15 protein-coding genes are annotated in these 16,391 nt (G+C 68.6%); 7 read left to right on the top strand and 8 right to left on the bottom strand.

Annotation, left to right across the window (positions count from 1 at the left end):
• Positions 1-364: 364 nt before the first annotated feature.
• The 5 genes from I6A81_RS08740 to I6A81_RS08720 all read left to right on the top strand — a co-directional run bounded on the left by I6A81_RS08740 (position 365) and on the right by I6A81_RS08720 (position 4,540).
• Positions 365-715, top strand: coding sequence for a glycoside hydrolase family 3 N-terminal domain-containing protein (locus I6A81_RS08740; protein WP_238428031.1), 351 nt, complete (start codon positions 365-367; stop codon positions 713-715).
• A 516-nt stretch (positions 716-1,231) separates the two neighbouring features.
• Entirely contained in the window at positions 1,232-2,317 is a 1,086-nt protein-coding gene (locus I6A81_RS08735) for an NAD(P)H-dependent amine dehydrogenase family protein (protein ID WP_202998842.1), read from the top strand.
• 201 nt (positions 2,318-2,518) lie between these two features.
• On the top strand, positions 2,519-2,758 hold the full coding sequence (locus I6A81_RS08730) for a hypothetical protein (RefSeq protein ID WP_202998843.1): 240 nt from the start codon (positions 2,519-2,521) through the stop codon (positions 2,756-2,758).
• A 20-nt stretch (positions 2,759-2,778) separates the two neighbouring features.
• Complete coding sequence (locus I6A81_RS08725; RefSeq protein ID WP_202998844.1) at positions 2,779-4,011, top strand: phytanoyl-CoA dioxygenase family protein; 1,233 nt, start codon at positions 2,779-2,781, stop codon at positions 4,009-4,011.
• 370 nt (positions 4,012-4,381) lie between these two features.
• Positions 4,382-4,540, top strand: coding sequence for a hypothetical protein (locus I6A81_RS08720; RefSeq protein WP_202998845.1), 159 nt, complete (start codon positions 4,382-4,384; stop codon positions 4,538-4,540).
• A 274-nt stretch (positions 4,541-4,814) separates the two neighbouring features.
• On the opposite strand, the gene I6A81_RS08715 is transcribed toward I6A81_RS08720, so the two are convergent.
• On the bottom strand, positions 4,815-6,008 hold the full coding sequence (locus I6A81_RS08715) for a cytochrome P450 (protein ID WP_202998846.1): 1,194 nt from the start codon (positions 6,006-6,008) through the stop codon (positions 4,815-4,817).
• Between the two features lie 10 nt (positions 6,009-6,018).
• The gene (locus I6A81_RS08710) at positions 6,019-6,621 is read right to left on the bottom strand and encodes a TetR/AcrR family transcriptional regulator (protein ID WP_202998848.1); all 603 of its coding nucleotides are present in this window, start codon (positions 6,619-6,621) and stop codon (positions 6,019-6,021) included.
• A gap of 50 nt (positions 6,622-6,671) precedes the next feature.
• Here I6A81_RS08710 and I6A81_RS08705 point away from each other — a divergent pair, with 50 nt between their 5' ends.
• Positions 6,672-7,421 carry an SDR family oxidoreductase gene (locus I6A81_RS08705; RefSeq protein ID WP_202998850.1) on the top strand — a complete coding sequence of 250 codons (750 nt, stop codon included), beginning with the start codon at positions 6,672-6,674 and terminating at the stop codon, positions 7,419-7,421.
• Between the two features lie 368 nt (positions 7,422-7,789).
• Here the strand turns inward: I6A81_RS08705 and I6A81_RS08700 are convergent, their stop codons facing one another.
• The 6 genes from I6A81_RS08700 to I6A81_RS08675 form a co-directional block, all read right to left on the bottom strand.
• On the bottom strand, positions 7,790-8,563 hold the full coding sequence (locus I6A81_RS08700; RefSeq protein WP_202998852.1) for a thiopeptide-type bacteriocin biosynthesis protein: 774 nt from the start codon (positions 8,561-8,563) through the stop codon (positions 7,790-7,792).
• 14 nt (positions 8,564-8,577) lie between these two features.
• On the bottom strand, positions 8,578-9,648 hold the full coding sequence (locus tag I6A81_RS08695) for a lanthionine synthetase C family protein (RefSeq protein ID WP_202998854.1): 1,071 nt from the start codon (positions 9,646-9,648) through the stop codon (positions 8,578-8,580).
• Positions 9,645-12,581 carry a lantibiotic dehydratase gene (locus tag I6A81_RS08690; protein ID WP_202998856.1) on the bottom strand — a complete coding sequence of 979 codons (2,937 nt, stop codon included), beginning with the start codon at positions 12,579-12,581 and terminating at the stop codon, positions 9,645-9,647. The genes I6A81_RS08695 and I6A81_RS08690 overlap by 4 nt, the downstream gene beginning before the upstream one ends.
• A gap of 66 nt (positions 12,582-12,647) precedes the next feature.
• On the bottom strand, positions 12,648-12,785 hold the full coding sequence (locus I6A81_RS08685) for an FxLD family lantipeptide (RefSeq protein ID WP_202998858.1): 138 nt from the start codon (positions 12,783-12,785) through the stop codon (positions 12,648-12,650).
• A 95-nt stretch (positions 12,786-12,880) separates the two neighbouring features.
• Positions 12,881-14,101, bottom strand: a complete 1,221-nt coding sequence (fxlM, locus tag I6A81_RS08680) for a methyltransferase, FxLD system (protein WP_238428032.1) — start codon at positions 14,099-14,101, stop codon at positions 12,881-12,883.
• A 308-nt stretch (positions 14,102-14,409) separates the two neighbouring features.
• On the bottom strand, positions 14,410-15,156 hold the full coding sequence (locus I6A81_RS08675; protein ID WP_311446909.1) for a GntR family transcriptional regulator: 747 nt from the start codon (positions 15,154-15,156) through the stop codon (positions 14,410-14,412).
• Between the two features lie 97 nt (positions 15,157-15,253).
• On the opposite strand from I6A81_RS08675, the gene I6A81_RS08670 reads away from it, so the two are divergent.
• A complete protein-coding gene (locus I6A81_RS08670) occupies positions 15,254-16,375 on the top strand; it encodes a DUF1152 domain-containing protein (RefSeq protein WP_202998863.1) in 1,122 nt (373 codons plus the stop codon).
• The last annotated feature ends 16 nt before the right edge of the window (positions 16,376-16,391 follow it).

Raw genomic sequence — 16,391 nt, 5'->3', positions numbered from 1 at the left:
TCAGCGGGTTGCGCGTGGTGGACCAGGCTTTCCACCGGCGGTGGAGCCCACCCAGGGGGCAGCCAGTCGCGGACCGCGCGCAGCGTCGTCGGCCACGACGTCCGCACGGGTGACGGGAGACGTGGGTGTCCCTCTCTCGCTGGCCGGGCTGCGTACTGGAGTCCTGCCGCGGGACGGCGGCGGCAGAACCCGGCGTCCCAGCAGAATGTGTCGAACCGAGGCGCGGCAGGCTGGTCGCCAGGTACCAGGTGAACCTGTCCGGAAGGCGGGCCGGGCCGGTGGTCGCGACCAACCGCCGGGCGTTGACCTTCTCGGGATCCCGCACCGACTCGGACAGGAAGAACCGCGACCGCTGCACCGCCGGATGCTGCGCACCGACCTGTTACGCGGCCGACTCAGATTCGAGGGAATCGCGGTGAGCGACTACGACGCCGTGACCGTGCTGACCACGAGTTACCACAGCGCCATCTCGAATGGGCGGGCCGCAGTCCAATCGATCAGCGCTGGCCTCGGCGTAGAGCTCCCCGGAAACACGAACTTCTCCTATCTGGCCGGCGAGGTTGCCGGTGGACGCCTCGACGAGCGGGTCATCGACAAGGCCGTGGCCAGAGTCCTCACCATGGTCGACGGCGTGCGGAGCATCGAACCTGGCGATGTCATATCCCGGCACGCCCGTGATACGTCTGCCAGACCCACGTGGTGGGCTCCTTCGTGATGTGACTAGCCGGTCGCCCTCTGCGATGATCGTGTTGCGCACCTCGGCGTCCAGCCGGAGCGAGGCGCGCATCTCGCGGCGCCGTGGTATCGAGCTCGTCTCGCCGCAAGGTTGTTCCACCAGCTCGTCGGAGCCGAGGTTGGACAGTCGCTCCGCATGGTCTGAGGCGAACGAGTCACCCGTCTTCCAGCGCTCCTGCAGGTCCGCAGCCACTCCATATTCCCGGACAGGACTTGCTCGTGCTAGCTCGCGCTGCTAATCTCGGGCAGCGACGTGCTGGCACGACCTCGATGAGATGGTCGGCACCGCCGAAGGATTGATGCCGCACATTCCGACGGCGCCAGTGCGAGGAACGAGGCGCCGGTACCGCTTGCGACCCCAACTAGTGATCAGAACCCTGGCCGCGGTGGTCGAGGAAATTCCCTATGGGCTGGCAACCGAATCAGCGGTTTCTCTCGATGTCCCGGCGTCCACCCGTGCTCAACTGCCGTGTCCGCGATGATCGGAGTTTGATCGATGGCCACCTCGTCCCGTCCCGTTCGTGTCATCCAGTGGGCGACCGGGAAGATCGGCCAGATCTCGATTCGTCACTTTGCCGCGAACCCGATGTTTGAGCTGGCAGGTGTCTACACTACGTCCGCGGACAAGGATGGTGTCGACGCCGGGGTCCTCGCCGGGATCAGCCCACTGGGCGTCGCCGCCACGACGGACAAGGCGGCGATTCTCGCGCTGGAGGCCGACTGTGTGAACTATCTGCCGCTAGCGGTCGACGTCGACGATCTGGAGTCGTTGCTGCGGTCAGGGAAGAACGTCGTGACCGCGGTGGGGTTGACCTTTCCGGCGCCGGACGACGAACGGACCATCCGACTGCAGGCTGCTTGCGAGGCCGGGGGAACTACGCTGCATGGCGGCGGGATCCACCCGGGCTTCGTCGGCGACATCTTCCCGCTCGTCAGCTCTCGGCTGATGAGCCGGATCGACCAGCTGGTCGTGACCGAGGTGTGTGACTTCAGCGATCATCCCGGCGCTGCCATGATCTTCGGTCTGTTCGGCTTCGGTCGTGAGCCCGACGAGGCCCTCGGGCACGCCCAAGCGGTCATGGGGGAGATCGACGCGCCCTACCAGGAATCCATGGCCCTGCTGGCGACCGCGCTGGACCTCCAGGTCGAGCGGTACACGCACGAGCTGACCATGGCCGTGAGCGACCGGGACCTGACCATCGCGGCAGGGGAGATCAGGGCCGGGACGGTAGCGGGGATGCGCCGGCGGTGGGAGGCGATCGTCGACGGCCGTCCCGCGCTCGTCTTCCTGTCGAACTGGAAGATGGCCGACGACCTCACGCCCGACATCTGCGACGGCACGAACCGTTACATCGTCGACTTCGTTGGCGAGCCATCCACGCGGATCACCGTCGAGCATCTGGAACCCAGCGTGACCGGCGACCCCGGCTACCCGGGCCGGATCTGGACTGGCATGTCGGTCGTCAACCTGATCCACGACGTCGTGACCGCGCCGCCCGGCATTCGGACCCACCTTGACCTGCCCCTCGGCCGGCCACGGGGTCTCTTCCACAAGGGCGACACCTGGCGCCCGTCGTCATGACCAGGCCGCGGCGGCGTTCGGCCAGCTCGGCGAGACCAGCGAGACCGGCCACGAGCACATCGCCGTCCTGACGGATACCGCACAGGCGCGGCGGCTGTCGCGATGGCACCTGCGAGCAAGTCTCGCGCGCACCGACCGCATCGCCGGCACGAAAGACAGCATCGAGCTACCCAGGTTCATGCACTGCCCGACGAACTCACCGTGGGGGAGCCTTCTGGCAGTCGACAACTGAGCCTGCCCGCCGTCAGTGACCCAGCAGCAACAGATGGGCATGACAACCGTGACCAGCCCGGCGGCGGTCTGCACCACCAGGCGTGGCACGTCCACGACCGGCTCAAGGACGGTCACCTCGAAAGCGAGGTCATGCCGCTGGACGAGTCCGTGTCCGTCATGCGGGCCCTTCACGCCACGCGAGTCCAGATCGGCCTGCGCTACCCGTGAACCAGAGGAGAGGGAACGCCATGCCCGTCGCCTTGGATCGCCGTACCCGCCGCGATGCCGACGTTCGGCAGGTGAGTATGGAGGAGTTTCTCGCGGTCGATTTCCCGGACCTGGTCGCGCGCCATGGTGAGTTCGTGGCGAACGGAATCGCCTCGCTCGACGCCCCGCCGCTCGCCGTCGAGATAGGCGACCAATGCTGGTCGTTCACCCCTGACGGTGCGACCCTGGCGGTCTCCCCCGGCAGGGCCGAAGGCGCGGTCGTCGTGACCTTCAGCGAAGCGGAATTCTCTGACTGGGTGCAGAACCAGCAGTCCTTCAACGCGATGCTCGTCGCGCGCGAGCTGCGGTACCGCGGCGGCAGCGAGCGCGACATCTCCATCTGGGACTCGCTATGGCTCGCGCTGCTCGAAGGATGGCCGGTCGTCGACGATGGGATCGATTTCCTCGATCGCCGGGGCGAGCCGCTTGACCTCCGACGGCTCTTCACTCCGGGCGACGACCCCGCGGACATCGCGCACTTCTTACGTGAGGCCGGGTTCCTCCACTTGCGGGGTTGGATCGATCCGTCGGACATGGCCAAGGTCTCCAACGACATCGACCGAGCGCTCGAATACTGCTACGAGGGCGATGGTAGGTCCTGGTGGGCGACTCTAAGGGACGGAACCCGCCAGTGCGTCCGGCTACAGCAATTCAGCCGGCGTTCCGCGACGAGCGTTGCCATTCTGCGTGGCGCGCGGTGGGACAGTCTGCGTCAAGCCTTGGCGGGCGACGAGGAGCTCGTCGGGCCCTCGGCGGACGACAACGGACTGGAAGCGCTCGTCAAACCAGTCGGAGTGACGGTCGGCGCCTCGGACGTCAGCTTTCACCGCGACTGCCACCTGGGTCGTCACGCCTACAACTGCTCGAGCCCTGTCGTTGGGATTGCCGTCACCGCCAGTGGCGAGGCGAACGGCCAGCTCCGTGTCGTCGCCGGCTCCCACCGAGTCCTGATACCGGTAGAGATCGCGAAAACCGCGCCCTACCTACCTGTCGTCGCGGTCCCGACCGAGCCCGGTGACGTGACGGTCCATCTGAGCTGCACCCTCCACGAATCGACCCCGCCGATCGTCGAGGAGCGCCGTGTCATGTACACCGGGTTCGCGCTGCCCCCGAGGGAAAACGGCACCAACGGCAACCGTAAGCTCTCGGAGCTGCGCGAGCGGGTGTCCGCGATACTTCTCGAGCATTCCGTCGGACCAGAAACCAGACCCTGAATCGCGCGACGCATCCCGACCGGGCGAGCAGATTCGGGCTCGCTGCGCGCCTCGGGTTCCCCGCGTACCTGGATTCTGCTGCGCGCATTGTTCACCCCGCAGGGGGCGGCGAGCGACTACTAGTTGCCGGCTACCTGCTTCTTCTCATGGACGCCGTCGCGCAGAACCGCGCACCCGCCGTGTTCCGGGTGATGATCAATCGCATCTAGCAGGACCCGCACCGATTCCTCGACACCGGCCGGCAAGGGCCTAAGACGGCTGCAGCCGTCATCTCAGTCACCTTCCTGACAGCGGCCTACGTCGCAGACACCTGGAACGGTGGGGCGCGGCGCGATGGGCGAACGACCTGCGTCGCGTCCTGCACGAGTACGTGCGACGGCTGTCCACCGACTTCTTCCACCGTTCGTACATCGACGACGTCGCGGCACGGATCAACCAGGACCTCGAACGGTTGGACGTGACGGTCTGGGAGGGCCTGACAGTGCGGTGGGCCGTGGCCGGCCTGCTCGTTTCCGTGGGGTTTAGCTGAGCAGGAGGTTCGCCCCCGTCTGGGATGCCAGTCTCACGGAGGATCTGGTCGAACACGGACGCCGTCAGCGCTGTTTCCTCTGCCTGCTTACCCACGCGGCTTTTCCCTGCGGCGAGATCGGGCAGCGCCTGCACCGCGGCGCGCGGTGTCACCGCCGCCGCGGCGTCGAGGGTGCTGATCAAGGCCTGCCAAGTCGTCGCAGGCTGGCGCTGCAGAGTCCGACAGCGCCAGCGGCGACGATCACTGGCCGTCCTTCAGTCGTGACGGTGCGGTACTACTTCCGCAGGACGATCGGAAGCTTCTCCCAGCCGCGCACCGTCGAGGTGCTCGCGAGCTTGGCGTCGCTCAACTCGACGTCCCACCCCTTCGGGATGCGCTTCACCAGTTCCTCGAGGACGATGCGTCCCTCCATACGGGCAAGGTTCGCGCCGAGGCAGTAGTGCAGGCCGTAGCCGAAGCTGCGCTGCGCCGTGATGTCGCGGTGGATGTCGAGGTCGTCGGGGTTCTCGAACTTGGACTCGTCACGCCCGGCGGATCCGACGATGAAGAGCGCGGTGCTCCCTTCGGGGATGGTCTGGCCGTGGAACTCCACGTCCTTGGTTACGTACCGTCCGACTGCCTGGCCGACCGGCTCCAGGCGCAGGATCTCCTCTACCGCCTTGCCCGCCAGCGATGGGTCGGCGACGACCTCCTGGTACTGCGCGTGGTTCTTCTCCTCGCCAAAGATCTTGCCGATCCACCCCATGAGCTGACCGGTGGTCTCGTTTCCCGCCCCGGCGATGACGGTGCAGTAGACGAGGATCTCCTCCCGGGTGAGTTTGCGGGTGGTTCCGTCGTGGTCTTTGAACTCCACGTTGAGGAGCTTGGTCATGATGTCGTCGGAGGGATTGGCGATGCGCCAGTCGATGTAGCCCTCGAACAAGTCGGTACTGATCTTTGAAGGCTCCAATTTGCTGCCTTCTTCGGTCTTGAGGCCGGCGACGGTCTGGTCGCGTACCGACTGCTGCATCGCCTCGGGGATGCCGACGAGCATGCCGATGACGCGCATCGGCACCTTGTCTGAGAGGATGTCGATGACATCGAAGCCGTCGCTGTCCTGCACCAAGTCGAGTTGGCGGACGACGAAGTCGCGGATCTTCGACTCCAGTGCCTTGAGGCCGCCCGGGGAGAACAGGCGGGAGACCAAGCGGCGGTGGATGCCGTGGCTCGGCGGGTCTTCGAAGACTATGGTACCCGGGGGTATCTCGATGCCGGACTTGATGAACTCGTAGATGTTGCCGCGGGCGTTGCTGAAGTGCTCGACGTCAGGGAGGCCGCGGTCCACGTCCTCCCACCGCGCGAAGGCGTAGAAGTCGTGCTCTTCGTTGTAGTAGACCGGAGCTTCGGCACGCAGACGTTTGTAGAGAGGGTACGGGTCCACCCAGATGTCGTGGCGGAACGGGTCCCAGTAGAGGTCGGTGCCGGTCATGCGTCGTCTCTCATTCCTTCACTGGGATGGTGTTGGCGGCGAGCCAGTTCTCGATCCAGGTACGGGTTTCGTCGTGCCCATCGGCGATACCGATGAGATGGTCGTGCGCCTCGAGCTGCGCCAAGCCGGTCGTGAGCAGGAGCACGACCATCGGCGGTACCTGGTCGGTGGCGATCGACTCACGCTCGAGGGCCGCTCGCGCGAACTCGAGCTGCGCGTCACGGAAACGTCGCGCGTAGGCCGCGATCTCGAGCCGCAGCGCGGGGTGGCGCTGGGCCAGAGCCACGAACTCGACCATGAGTTTGCCGGCGCCGGCAGACGAGTTGACCTTCCAGAACCTATGCAGCGAGGCCTCGCCCTTCGCGATCTCCGCGAGGCGCGCAAGGTTCTCCTCGGCCCCGCGCCGGAACGCCTGGATGAAGAGATCTTCCAACGACTGGAAGTAGTAGTGGACGAGCTGGTATTTCACTCCGGCGATCTCTCCGATGCGCCGGGTCGTGATGTTGCCATACCCCTCTTTGGCGAGGAGCTGGATCGTGGCGTCGACGATCCGGTCACGCGTCTCGTGCGCGCGGGAACCCCGCGACCGAACCTCTTGCCCTGACGTACCCATGGACGTATTTTTACAGCTGTCAAAACTTCGTGTCCAGTAGGGGTCAACATATGGGTCGCATCGCAGTGGTCACGGGTGCCGCCGAGGGCATCGGTTCTGGGATCGTCACGCGACTGGCGCAGGACGGCCACAAGGTCGCGATGCTCGACTGGCAGGGGGAGAAGGTCGAGAAGCTCGCCGCCGAGCTCACCGCGGCCGGCGGCACCGTCCTGCCGCTCACCGTCGACGTCTCCGACCGCGCCTCGATCGAGACCGCCTACGCCGCGGTGCGCGCGACGTTCGGACCGATCCACATCGTCGTCGCGAACGCCGGCATCTCGAACATGGTTCCGTTCGTGCAACTCGACCAGCAGACCTGGGACAGGATGATCGCGGTGAACCTCACCGGCGTCTTCCACACGATCCAGGCCGCGGTCGCGGACATGATCGAGGCGAGCTACGGCCGGATCGTCACCATCTCGTCGTCGAGCGCCCAGTCGGGCGCCCCGGCGATGGCGCACTACGTCGCGAGCAAGGGCGGGGTCATCGGCCTCACCAAGGCACTGGCCCGCGAACTCGCCGCGCACCACGTCACCGTCAACACGATCCCGCCGACGATCGTCGACACCCCGATGGCCCACCACGAGGCCGGCCAGGCCGGCGGCGCCGAGCAGTTCCTCGCCGCAGTCAGCACGATGGTGCCGCTTGGGCGGGCCGGCACGCCCGCCGACATCGCCAACGCCGTCTCATTCCTCGTCTCCGACGACGCGGCCTACATCACCGGCCAGATCATCGGCGTCAACGGCGGCATGTACATCTGACCTCGGGTAGGTGTCGCGCGGCGTGGTCGCCGTCGCCGCGTCGCGCACCCCGACCGCGCCCGTGTCCGGATCAGCCGCCAACGTCCCGGCTTCGGGATTGAGGCACGTTTGTCACAGCCTCGGTGAAGACCCGGAACTCGGGTCCGTGCCACCAGGGACAAAGTGACTGGCTCGTCCCAGGCCCAGTCGTTGTCCCGACCATCAGGAGTCGCGACCATGTGATTCGTGCCCGAGTCGGGCCCGGCGGGCGAGCCCTCGACGGACCGCCGGCTGGCCTCGTCAGGCCGTGTCAGGGCCTCGCTCTTGACATTCCCCCGGGGCTGTGACGCGGGGCAGGTCAACTGATCGTCTTGGCTGGTTTTCTGTGACTACGCAGGACCGAATATGGCGTGTCGGGCGGCGGCTGCGAGGGCGGCTTGGGCGTGGGTGGGTAGGCCGAGCCGGTTCCAGTGGAAGATCACGTGCAGTGCGATGACCGCGCGTATCCCGCGTGTGAGCTGGCCGTATTCGCGGAGGTTTCGGAGCGTTCTGCCTGTTTCTTCGAACGCGTTGAGCCAGCTGCCGAGGAGGTCTGCGCGGGCTTCGCCGACGAGGAGACGGTGGACGTCGTTGGTGAAGGACGCCCAGAGTTGCGGGTCGGGGGGCGGGGTGGCGAAGGGTGAGCGTTGTTCGGCGATCCGCGCCCAGACGTCTCCTTGCTCGTTGAGGTCCAGGCCCGCGGTCCGCATGAGTGCCGTGCACAGCACGAGGGAGTGTTCGCGCCGGTCGGGTGGGTTGGTGGCGAGGAACGACAGTAGGTGGGTGCTGTCGTGGTGGAACAGTTCATGGGCGGCGTTCATGCTGCTGGGGCCGCCGAAGGCGTGGATCTCTGGCTCGTAGGTGCCGGCTGTCCAGCGGATTCCGTCGGTGAGCAGCGCGTGGAGTCGGTCGGTGTTCGTGTCGTGATGGCCGCCGGTGTCCTGCGCGGTCAGGTAGCGGACGCGCCAGGCGCCCTTGCGGATGAAGAACCAGGAGGTGATGAGTCCGTCCGCCTCGGCGCCGGGCAGCACGCGTGCCAGGTGGTTGATGGCTTGGTCTTCGCGCTCGCGGGGCTGCGGGCCGGGATAGGTGATGTTCAGCTGTTTCCAGGGTGTCTCGTGCATGTCGGGCCTTCCGGTCAGCAGAGCAGGAGGCAGGCGTCCCAGGAGGTCGTGGTGCCGGCCGTGGCGAGCTCGGCGCCGGACGCCCCGTCGAGGAACCCAGGGGATGCGTCAGCCGCGGCGGTGTCCTGGTGGAGGTGCAGCAGCGGCGCGAGGGCGATGGGGTTGCTCGCGTCGGCGGCGATCCGGCGTGCGGTGGTGAGAAGCCCGGCGGTCCCGTGGCAGAGGCCGGGTTCGGTGAGCCGGGCCCGTTGGGCCGGGTCTTGTATGCAGGCGGCGAACGCTGTCTCGGCGAGGTGCTGGCGGGGGGTGTCGCCGAGGGCGCGGGCGGCGAGCTGCTGGGCGCGGGCGATGCCAGGCGTGCCGTAGCACCACGAAGGCCGCGCCGGGCCGCGTTGGCGGGGCTCGCCACGATCCAGGTCGTCACGTGTGACAACCTCCGGCCACCATGATCCTGCGCCGGCTGGCCGCTTCCACGCGTCGAGCCACTGGCAGATGGTCGTGAGCGCCTGTTCCTGTCCGTCGACCCGGACGCCGTCGAGCAGGGCGAGCGCGAGGAGCGCGGCGGGACCGGTGATGCCGTGGGCGATCCCGTGGTTGCCGTGTCCACCGGGCGGGCCGGTCTTCGTGCGGTTGGGGCCGTGGGGGCACCACCAGCCGGGCAGGCCGTCGATCGGCTCGGTGAGGCGCACCAGGTAGGTGAGGACCTCGCGGAGCAGGCCGGGATCGTCGAGGCGGCGGGCGACGACGCCGAGTCCGGTCAGCCCGCGGATCAGGTCGTATTCGGCGTAGGGCGGTCGGCGGCGCTGGTCGATGCGGCGGTGGGCTGCCTGCAGGCGGCGGCGTGTCACGGTCGCGGTTCCCGCCGCGGTGGCGGCTTTCGCGCGGGCGAGGCCGGGCTGGTCGGTGGCGGCGAGGACGAACGCGAGGGCAGGGGCGCCGTAGTAGAGGCTGGCGCCCTCGGCGATGCTGACGCCGTCGGCGACCGCCTCGTGCAGCGCCGCGCGGGCCGCATCCTGGTTGCCGGTTTCGAGGTGCAGGAGGGCGATGCCCACGGCGCCACTGCTGAGGGACTGGGCCGTGGTCATGTCGTGCCTTGGAGGAGCAGGGTGCGGGCGGTGGCACGGGCGAGAAGGAGGCAGTGCCGCTCGGATGCCCGGTCGATGCCGATCATTCGGGCGTGGTGGATGTGCAGCAGGTCGGCGAGGACCCGGTCGGGGTCGAGGCCGTCATGCTCGACGCGCGCTCGGTAGTCGACCAGAGCCTGCCGGAGCTTGTTGTTCTCGAACTGCCCGACCAGCGTCGCTACCTGTTCGCGGTCGGCGCTGACCCGGCGCCCTGGGTGCGCTGATGGCGGGCCGCCGCGGTGTTCGACGTGGTCGATCAGCCAGCCGGGTCCGTTGCCGGTGAAGCCGTCGGCGATGCCGATCAGACCGGCGGCGGTGGCGACGGTCCGGTTGCCGGTGAGGCGCTGGACGACGGTGTGGGAGTCGGCGGCGAACACCGCTTCGGCTGCGCTGAGGGTCGGGCCAGCGCCGAACCGGGTCTCGGGCCGGTAGGTGTGGATCGTGTAGTCGCGGAGCAGCGCCTCGGCGCGCAGAGCGTCTGCCCAGCGGGCGAGCTGGCGGACGGTGTACTCGAACGTGATGACGGCGCCGGGCGCGGCCAGGGCTGGACCTGCGCCGAACGACGAGGCGTCGGCCGCCCGGCCCGGCAGCGGTTCTTGCTGACGGTGGGCGCACCGGCGCGGTTGCGGGAAGTGGTCCGCGCCTTGGAGCGGGATGCGCAGCCGTAGGTGCGGTTCGGGCTCGTGGTAGCGGACGAACCACCAGCGGTCCCGGCCGAGCGCGTCGTCGCCGAGTAGGTCGCCAAACCGGGCGAGGATCTCGTCGGCTCGGCCGTAGACCTTCACGTACAGCCAGGGAGCCAGGCCCGGGCGGTGTTCGACAGTGGTGGCGGGCTGGACCGGGCGGGGATGTCTCGGGGGCGGCGGGTCGGTCGTCCTGCCAAGGGTGACGACGAGCTCGTGAGGTCGGCCCTCGAACCAGCCTGGCTGGCCGCCGGCTTCGGTGAGAACCACGGCCGGCTGCCGGTCGAGCTGACCCCGCAGCAGCGCGAGATGGGCCGGCTCCTCGAGATCGAGGCGGATCCGGACGTCGTCGTCGCCAAGCAGTACCCCGGCGGGGATCCGGTAGGTCTCGCGCAGCCGTTCCCACGCCTTGCGCCAGTCCCGAAGGGCCTCGGCGCGGCCGGGGAGATCCGTGGCGCTGATGGTCCAGCGGGCGGGACGCAGGATCGACCGGCCATGCCGGACGCGGGGAAGGAACGGCAGTTCCCGGGCGACGGGTCCCCAGGTGAACGAGCAGCAGGGCGCCGCGAAGGCGGTCCAGATCTCGGTCAGGAACCGGGCGAGCGGCTGCTGGCCGCCAGCCAGGTCGACCGCGTTGAACAGCATCGGCTCGACCGGGCGGGCACGCGACAGCGAGACCAGCCAGAGCCGCCGCGCGTCCCCGGTAACGGCCAGGTCGTCGATATCGAGGCCGTGGTTGTCCTGGTACTCGCCGAGGGGCAGCACGGGGAGGATCTCGGGGACCCTGGCGACGGCGGTCATCTTCTCGGCCAGCGGCGGCCCGGAGATCTGCGCCCGGATCGCCCCAGGGGTGGCGGTCGGCAGCGTCGCGTAGGCGTGGCGGAAGCGCTCCTGTTCGGCGGGGTCGAGCAGGTGGAGGAACCGGCCGACGGTCACACCGGCATGCCGGGCACCGCTGATCACGGTCAGCGTGAACGCGCCACGATCAAGATCGCCCAGCGACTCGGCCGCGAGGCTGAAACGGAGTTCGGTGTGCGGAACCGGCGGCCGATCCGCGACCGTCAGCGCGGCGATCAGCTCGTCGCCCAGGAGCACCTCGGCACGGCCGTCGAGGGCGGCGTGCTGTGCGATCTTCGCCAGCGTGACGTCGCGGGCGGTGAGCAGCCGCGGCGCGCGCCGGTGCGACGCCCGGTATCCCGGGGGCAGGCCCAGCCCGGATCCGCCGACCAGTTCCCGGACAGGCACCGCCGCCCCCGGTCCGTACCGGTCGAGGAACTCCTGGTGATAGGGCCGCCAGCCGGGCATCTCCGGCGCGACCAGGGTGAGGACCGAAGCGGCGCGTTCGGCCTCGCGCAGCACCGCCGCAGGCAGCGCCACCGCACAGCCCACTCGAACGTCGGCCGCCGGCCGTACGGCCGGCTCCGGCTCCGGGCCGGGGGTGTAGCGGGCGAGGTGCGTCGCCGGGTCGGTCACGGTCATCGGGGGACGTACCGGTGTCACCAGGACCCGGTGGGCCACCAGGCCGGCCAGCATCCGTTCGATGACCGCTCGCTCGACCGTCGGTGCGTCGACGGCCAGCTTCGCGGCGAGGTCGGCGAACCCGATCGGCCGGCGGGCCAGGTCCACAGCCAGCCGCACGGGGCGGGTCAGGTTCACCTCGGCGTCCCAGAGCTGGCCGTCGGCGCTCACGCCCGGCACGACCCACACCCTGCCGCGGGCAAACCCGAGGCTGTTGGTCACCACCGGGACCGTCCGCAACATGTCCAGCCGCGCTTCGATCCGCCCGGCCTGCTCCGCCACGAGCAGACCGTCCGGCCGGTGCACCACCCGGTGGTCGCCTTCCCAGGCGGCGCGCGCCCGGGCGTCGAACTCGACGGGAGCGATGCCGGCGAACAGCCCAAACGGGGTTGCTCTGCTCGTCCAGCGCAGCAAATACCGCATCAGCGTCTCCACCAGCCGCCGCACCGACCGCACCGAGGACCGGTCGGCTGCTGCAGGCGAGGCGAGCTGCCGCTCCACCTGGGCGGCCAACTCCCGCGAGGCGCCCCGCACCGCGACGGCGAACCCGTCCAACGCCCATGCCTGCCGCAGCCACAGCTGCCAGGTCGCGACGTCGTCGCTGTTCAGGTCCGGCCACGGTGGTAACTCCAGACCGGTGGGAAAGGTCGTGGTCCTGATCAGCGCCGCGTCCACCGCTTGGTATGTGTGCACCGCTACCTCTGCCTGTGGCCGTTGGGCGGGTGGCCCGGCCCGCGGGGGCCGGGCCACCTGTTGGCGTCAGCTGTTGGTCGTGCAGGCGTCGCTGCTGGTCTCACCCGAGCCGCACTCGTCGGAGGTGCAGTCCTCCGACGCGACCGCGCCGGCGGGTCCGGCGTCGACGAGGTGGACGTTGAGCTGGAACTCCGTGGGGTCCATGGAGGGCCGTCCTTTCTGCCGTCGGTCCCGGGAGCCATTCCCGGGAACCATTCCCCCTTCTGCGCAAAAGAGGGAGTGGCACCCGGGGAGGGCCGCTACTTGGCGGTTGGCCAGGTGAACACGAGACGGGTGTGCTTCTTGTCCAACACCATTCCGTCAGGAAGATCGGCGTCGGGAGTGCCGATGGAGAAGACACACAACGTCGAAGTAGGCCGGCCGGCCCTGTCCCAGGCGCGGATCTGGTCGGCCATCTGCTCGGCGAGCCTGGCGGCATCGGGTCCGTGCGCGTAGACGACGTACTCGAATTCGGTCGTGGTGTCGTCGACCTGGCGGAGCTTCCCCCGGTAGGCCAGGGTCGCACCGTCGACGAACGCCGGGGTTCCGAAGCGCCACGACGGGACGACGAGGCCGTTGTCGATCGCCGCCAGTTCGGTAATCATCAGGCCGAAATTGGGCAGGTGGGTCGCCAGCCACAGGTCAAGATCAGCGGAGAGCCGGCCGCTGGGGACCGTCACCCCCGACCGTGCCTCATGCCGTTCCTGGGAGAACACGGCGGCGACCGGGTCGCCGTCGATGTCCTGCTGATGCTCGTTGAGCCACAGCGTGACGCCGTCGCCGAGGGGGACACTGCGGCCCTTGCTGGCGCCCTCGCCCTGCATGGGGACGAATCCGCACAGCAGGTTGCTGGTGCTCACAAGGTGATTCCCGGCGCGCCGCAGTGCCCACGACCGGGTCATGCCCAAGGTGCGGAGCGGGACGACCAGGGTGCCGCCTTCGGCGAGCTGGCTGATCCAGGCCGGCGGGATATCCCACGCACCGACCGTGACCTCGATGAGATCGAACCCGCGGCCAGGCTCGATCTCGAACTCGGCGTCCGCGCACACGACCTCAACATCGGAATAGCCCGCCGTGTCCAGGCAGGCGCGGGCCCGGTCGGTGACCTCCTGGTCGATATCGACCGTCAGCACCGACCCGCCTGGCCCGGCGATCTCCCGCAGCAAGGCGGCGTTGTACCCCCCGCTGCCGATCTCAAGGACGTGCCGGCCTTTCGCCTGGCCCAGCATCTCCGCAATCAGATAGGGCGCGGATACCGAACTCAGATTCACGCCGTCGGCGCTGCGTTTGGTGATGACGGCGCCGTCCCGGTATGCCTCCTCGAGCGGCACGCCCGGCGTGAACAACTCACGCGGCACCTTCCTCAGCGCCCGCTCCACCTCGGCGCGCATCGTCAGCCCTTGCCGCACATGCCCCGCGACAATCTTGTCGACGAGGGCGTTACGAAGATCCTCAGCCCGGGTGCTCGTGCTGGTGCTCAAGACGGTGCCCTTTCCTGATGTCCGCGGGTAACGCGGTCTCGGGCGCTTCCTGGAAGGTCTGCGCGTTGGTATTCGGGCTTTGGTTGCTGGCGTCCAGCCCCGTGACGTAGCTGGTCGCGGCGGCGGAAGCCGCTCGGCGCCCCGGCTCCGGATCATGCCTGTGAGCGGATCCCCGGCATGCTCTCGGCCGACGACGCCACCTTCGGACTCCGGATCAAGGACTGATGCCGACAGTGGCATATGCCACTTGCCTCAGAGTGGCATATGCCACCTGGTTTAGCAAGAACCCGGCGCTCGCGACGGGGTCCCTAGCTCGTCACGGGGTATTCCTGCTCAAACGTCCAGCTCTCAGGCGGGTAGACAGCCTCGACGAACTCCAGAGGCTGGTTCGCCTCGGTGCAGACGACATGGCGTACCACCAGAACCGCGTGCGGCCCGGGGCCCAGTTCCAGGTCGGCTGCCTCGGTGTCGGTGGCCAGCCGGGCGGTGACCCGATCCCGGGCCAGGCGGGCTCGCAGGCCGGTGACGCTCGCGAGGTAGGCCAGTGTGCCTTCGCGGATCCGCTCGGTCTGGAGCAGACGAGGGGCCACGTCGGCCAGGGCGGCAGAGATCCAGGACGTGGAGACCTCCACGGGTCCGTCGTCGCCATGGGTGATCCGGTGGCGCCGGATCACCCGCGGCACGTCGCCGCCCAGCGCTGCTTCCACATGCTCTGGCGCCGCCACGATCTCGGCCGCGACGATGCGGGCCCACTCGTTCGGCGGGTAGATCGCACCAGTCTCGCGCCCTCGGCCATACCGCTCGCGAGCCCGCCGATGAACGCCCATCTGATCCACGACGTAGCTGCCGGAGCCCTGCCGGGACTCGATCAGGCCCTGCACGCGCAGCGCCTCCAGGGCCTTCGTTGCCGTTGGTCGGCTGACCTTCCAGTCGACAGCAAGGGTTCGCTCGGACGGGACCTCCGCGCCAGGCCGAAGATCGCCGCGCAGGATCTGATCTCGGAGATGGTTCGCGATCTGCAGATACTTCGGAAGCACCCGCTGAAGGTCAGGCACGGCAACACCCTTTCGGCCAGTGGCATTGGCCACTGGCCGCCAGCGTACGCCACGAGGGCCGCTCGGAATCTAGGGTTGCGCCATGAGACGTCTGGTCGTGGCCACCGGCGGCGGCGGCGACGCCCTGGGCGCAGTGATGATCGGTCGGGCGGATCAGTCCGACGTCGATGTAGCGATCCTCACCTACGCCTGGGAGCGCCTGCGCGTCGACCCGTTGCCCGGACCGCGACGAGCCGGGGACTTCAACGGCCTGCGGCCGTTCGGCGACCTCAACGCCCGCATCGTGTCCTCCACAGCTGTCAGCCCGCCCAGCAGATCGACCCTCCCGCGGCTCGCGGGGTCGATCGACACGCCTCTCCTCCTCCTCGACCCGTCCCAGGGCGCAGTCGGAATCCACGACCAGCTCAGCGAGATCATCAAACGTGAGGACGTTGACAAGGTTTCGCTCATCGACGTCGGCGGAGACGCGGTCGCACGAGGTGACGAGCCCGAACTCCTGAGCCCGCTCGCCGACACCCTGGCCATCGCCGCCTGCGCGAGTCTCGACGTGCCCACGGAGCTGGTCGTGGCCGGGCCGGGCCTGGACGGCGAACTCGCCGCCTCCGCCGTGCTGAACCGGCTTCGCGGTCTCGGCGGACGACGAACATCATCCGTAGGCCACCAGGACGCCGACGCCGTGCGCACGATCCTCGCATGGCACCCCACCGAGGCCACGGCGCTCCTGGCCGCCGCCGCGCGCGGCCACCGCGGAACCGTCGAGCTGCGCGGCGAAGGGGCGACAGTCGAACTGAACGACGCGAGCGCGGACGTCTACGTCGCCGATCTCCGTCAGGTGTACGAGGGAAGCCTTCTCGCCCCGCTCCTCACCGACACCCGCTCCCTGGCAGAGGCCGAGGACGCGGTTCGCGGTGCACGGGGCACATCCGAGATCGACTACGAAAGGCGAAAGCTCAAGACCCTACCTCCAGGAGATGAGCAACCAAGTCCCGCCGACCTCACGGCGAGAGCGCTGGCATACGTCGAAGACGCCGGCCAGCGGGGCATCGACCTTCTCACCTGCCGGCGGATCGCCGAGGCGATCAAAGCGCCCAGGATCGAGGCGCCGGAACTGAGAGAACTCCTCACATCGATCCAACCCGGCCACGATGCCTTTCCGCTGTGGTCCACGCGGCAGAGAAAAGCCCAATACGCCGACAGCTCGGCCTGGATGCATCGGTAGTTGCGGCTGCTTGATG

It is taken from the genome of Frankia nepalensis (assembly GCF_016786325.1).
In the GTDB taxonomy this organism is placed as follows: Bacteria; Actinomycetota; Actinomycetes; order Frankiales; family Frankiaceae; genus Pseudofrankia; species Pseudofrankia nepalensis.
This window is presented reverse-complemented; position numbering and strand designations above follow the sequence as displayed.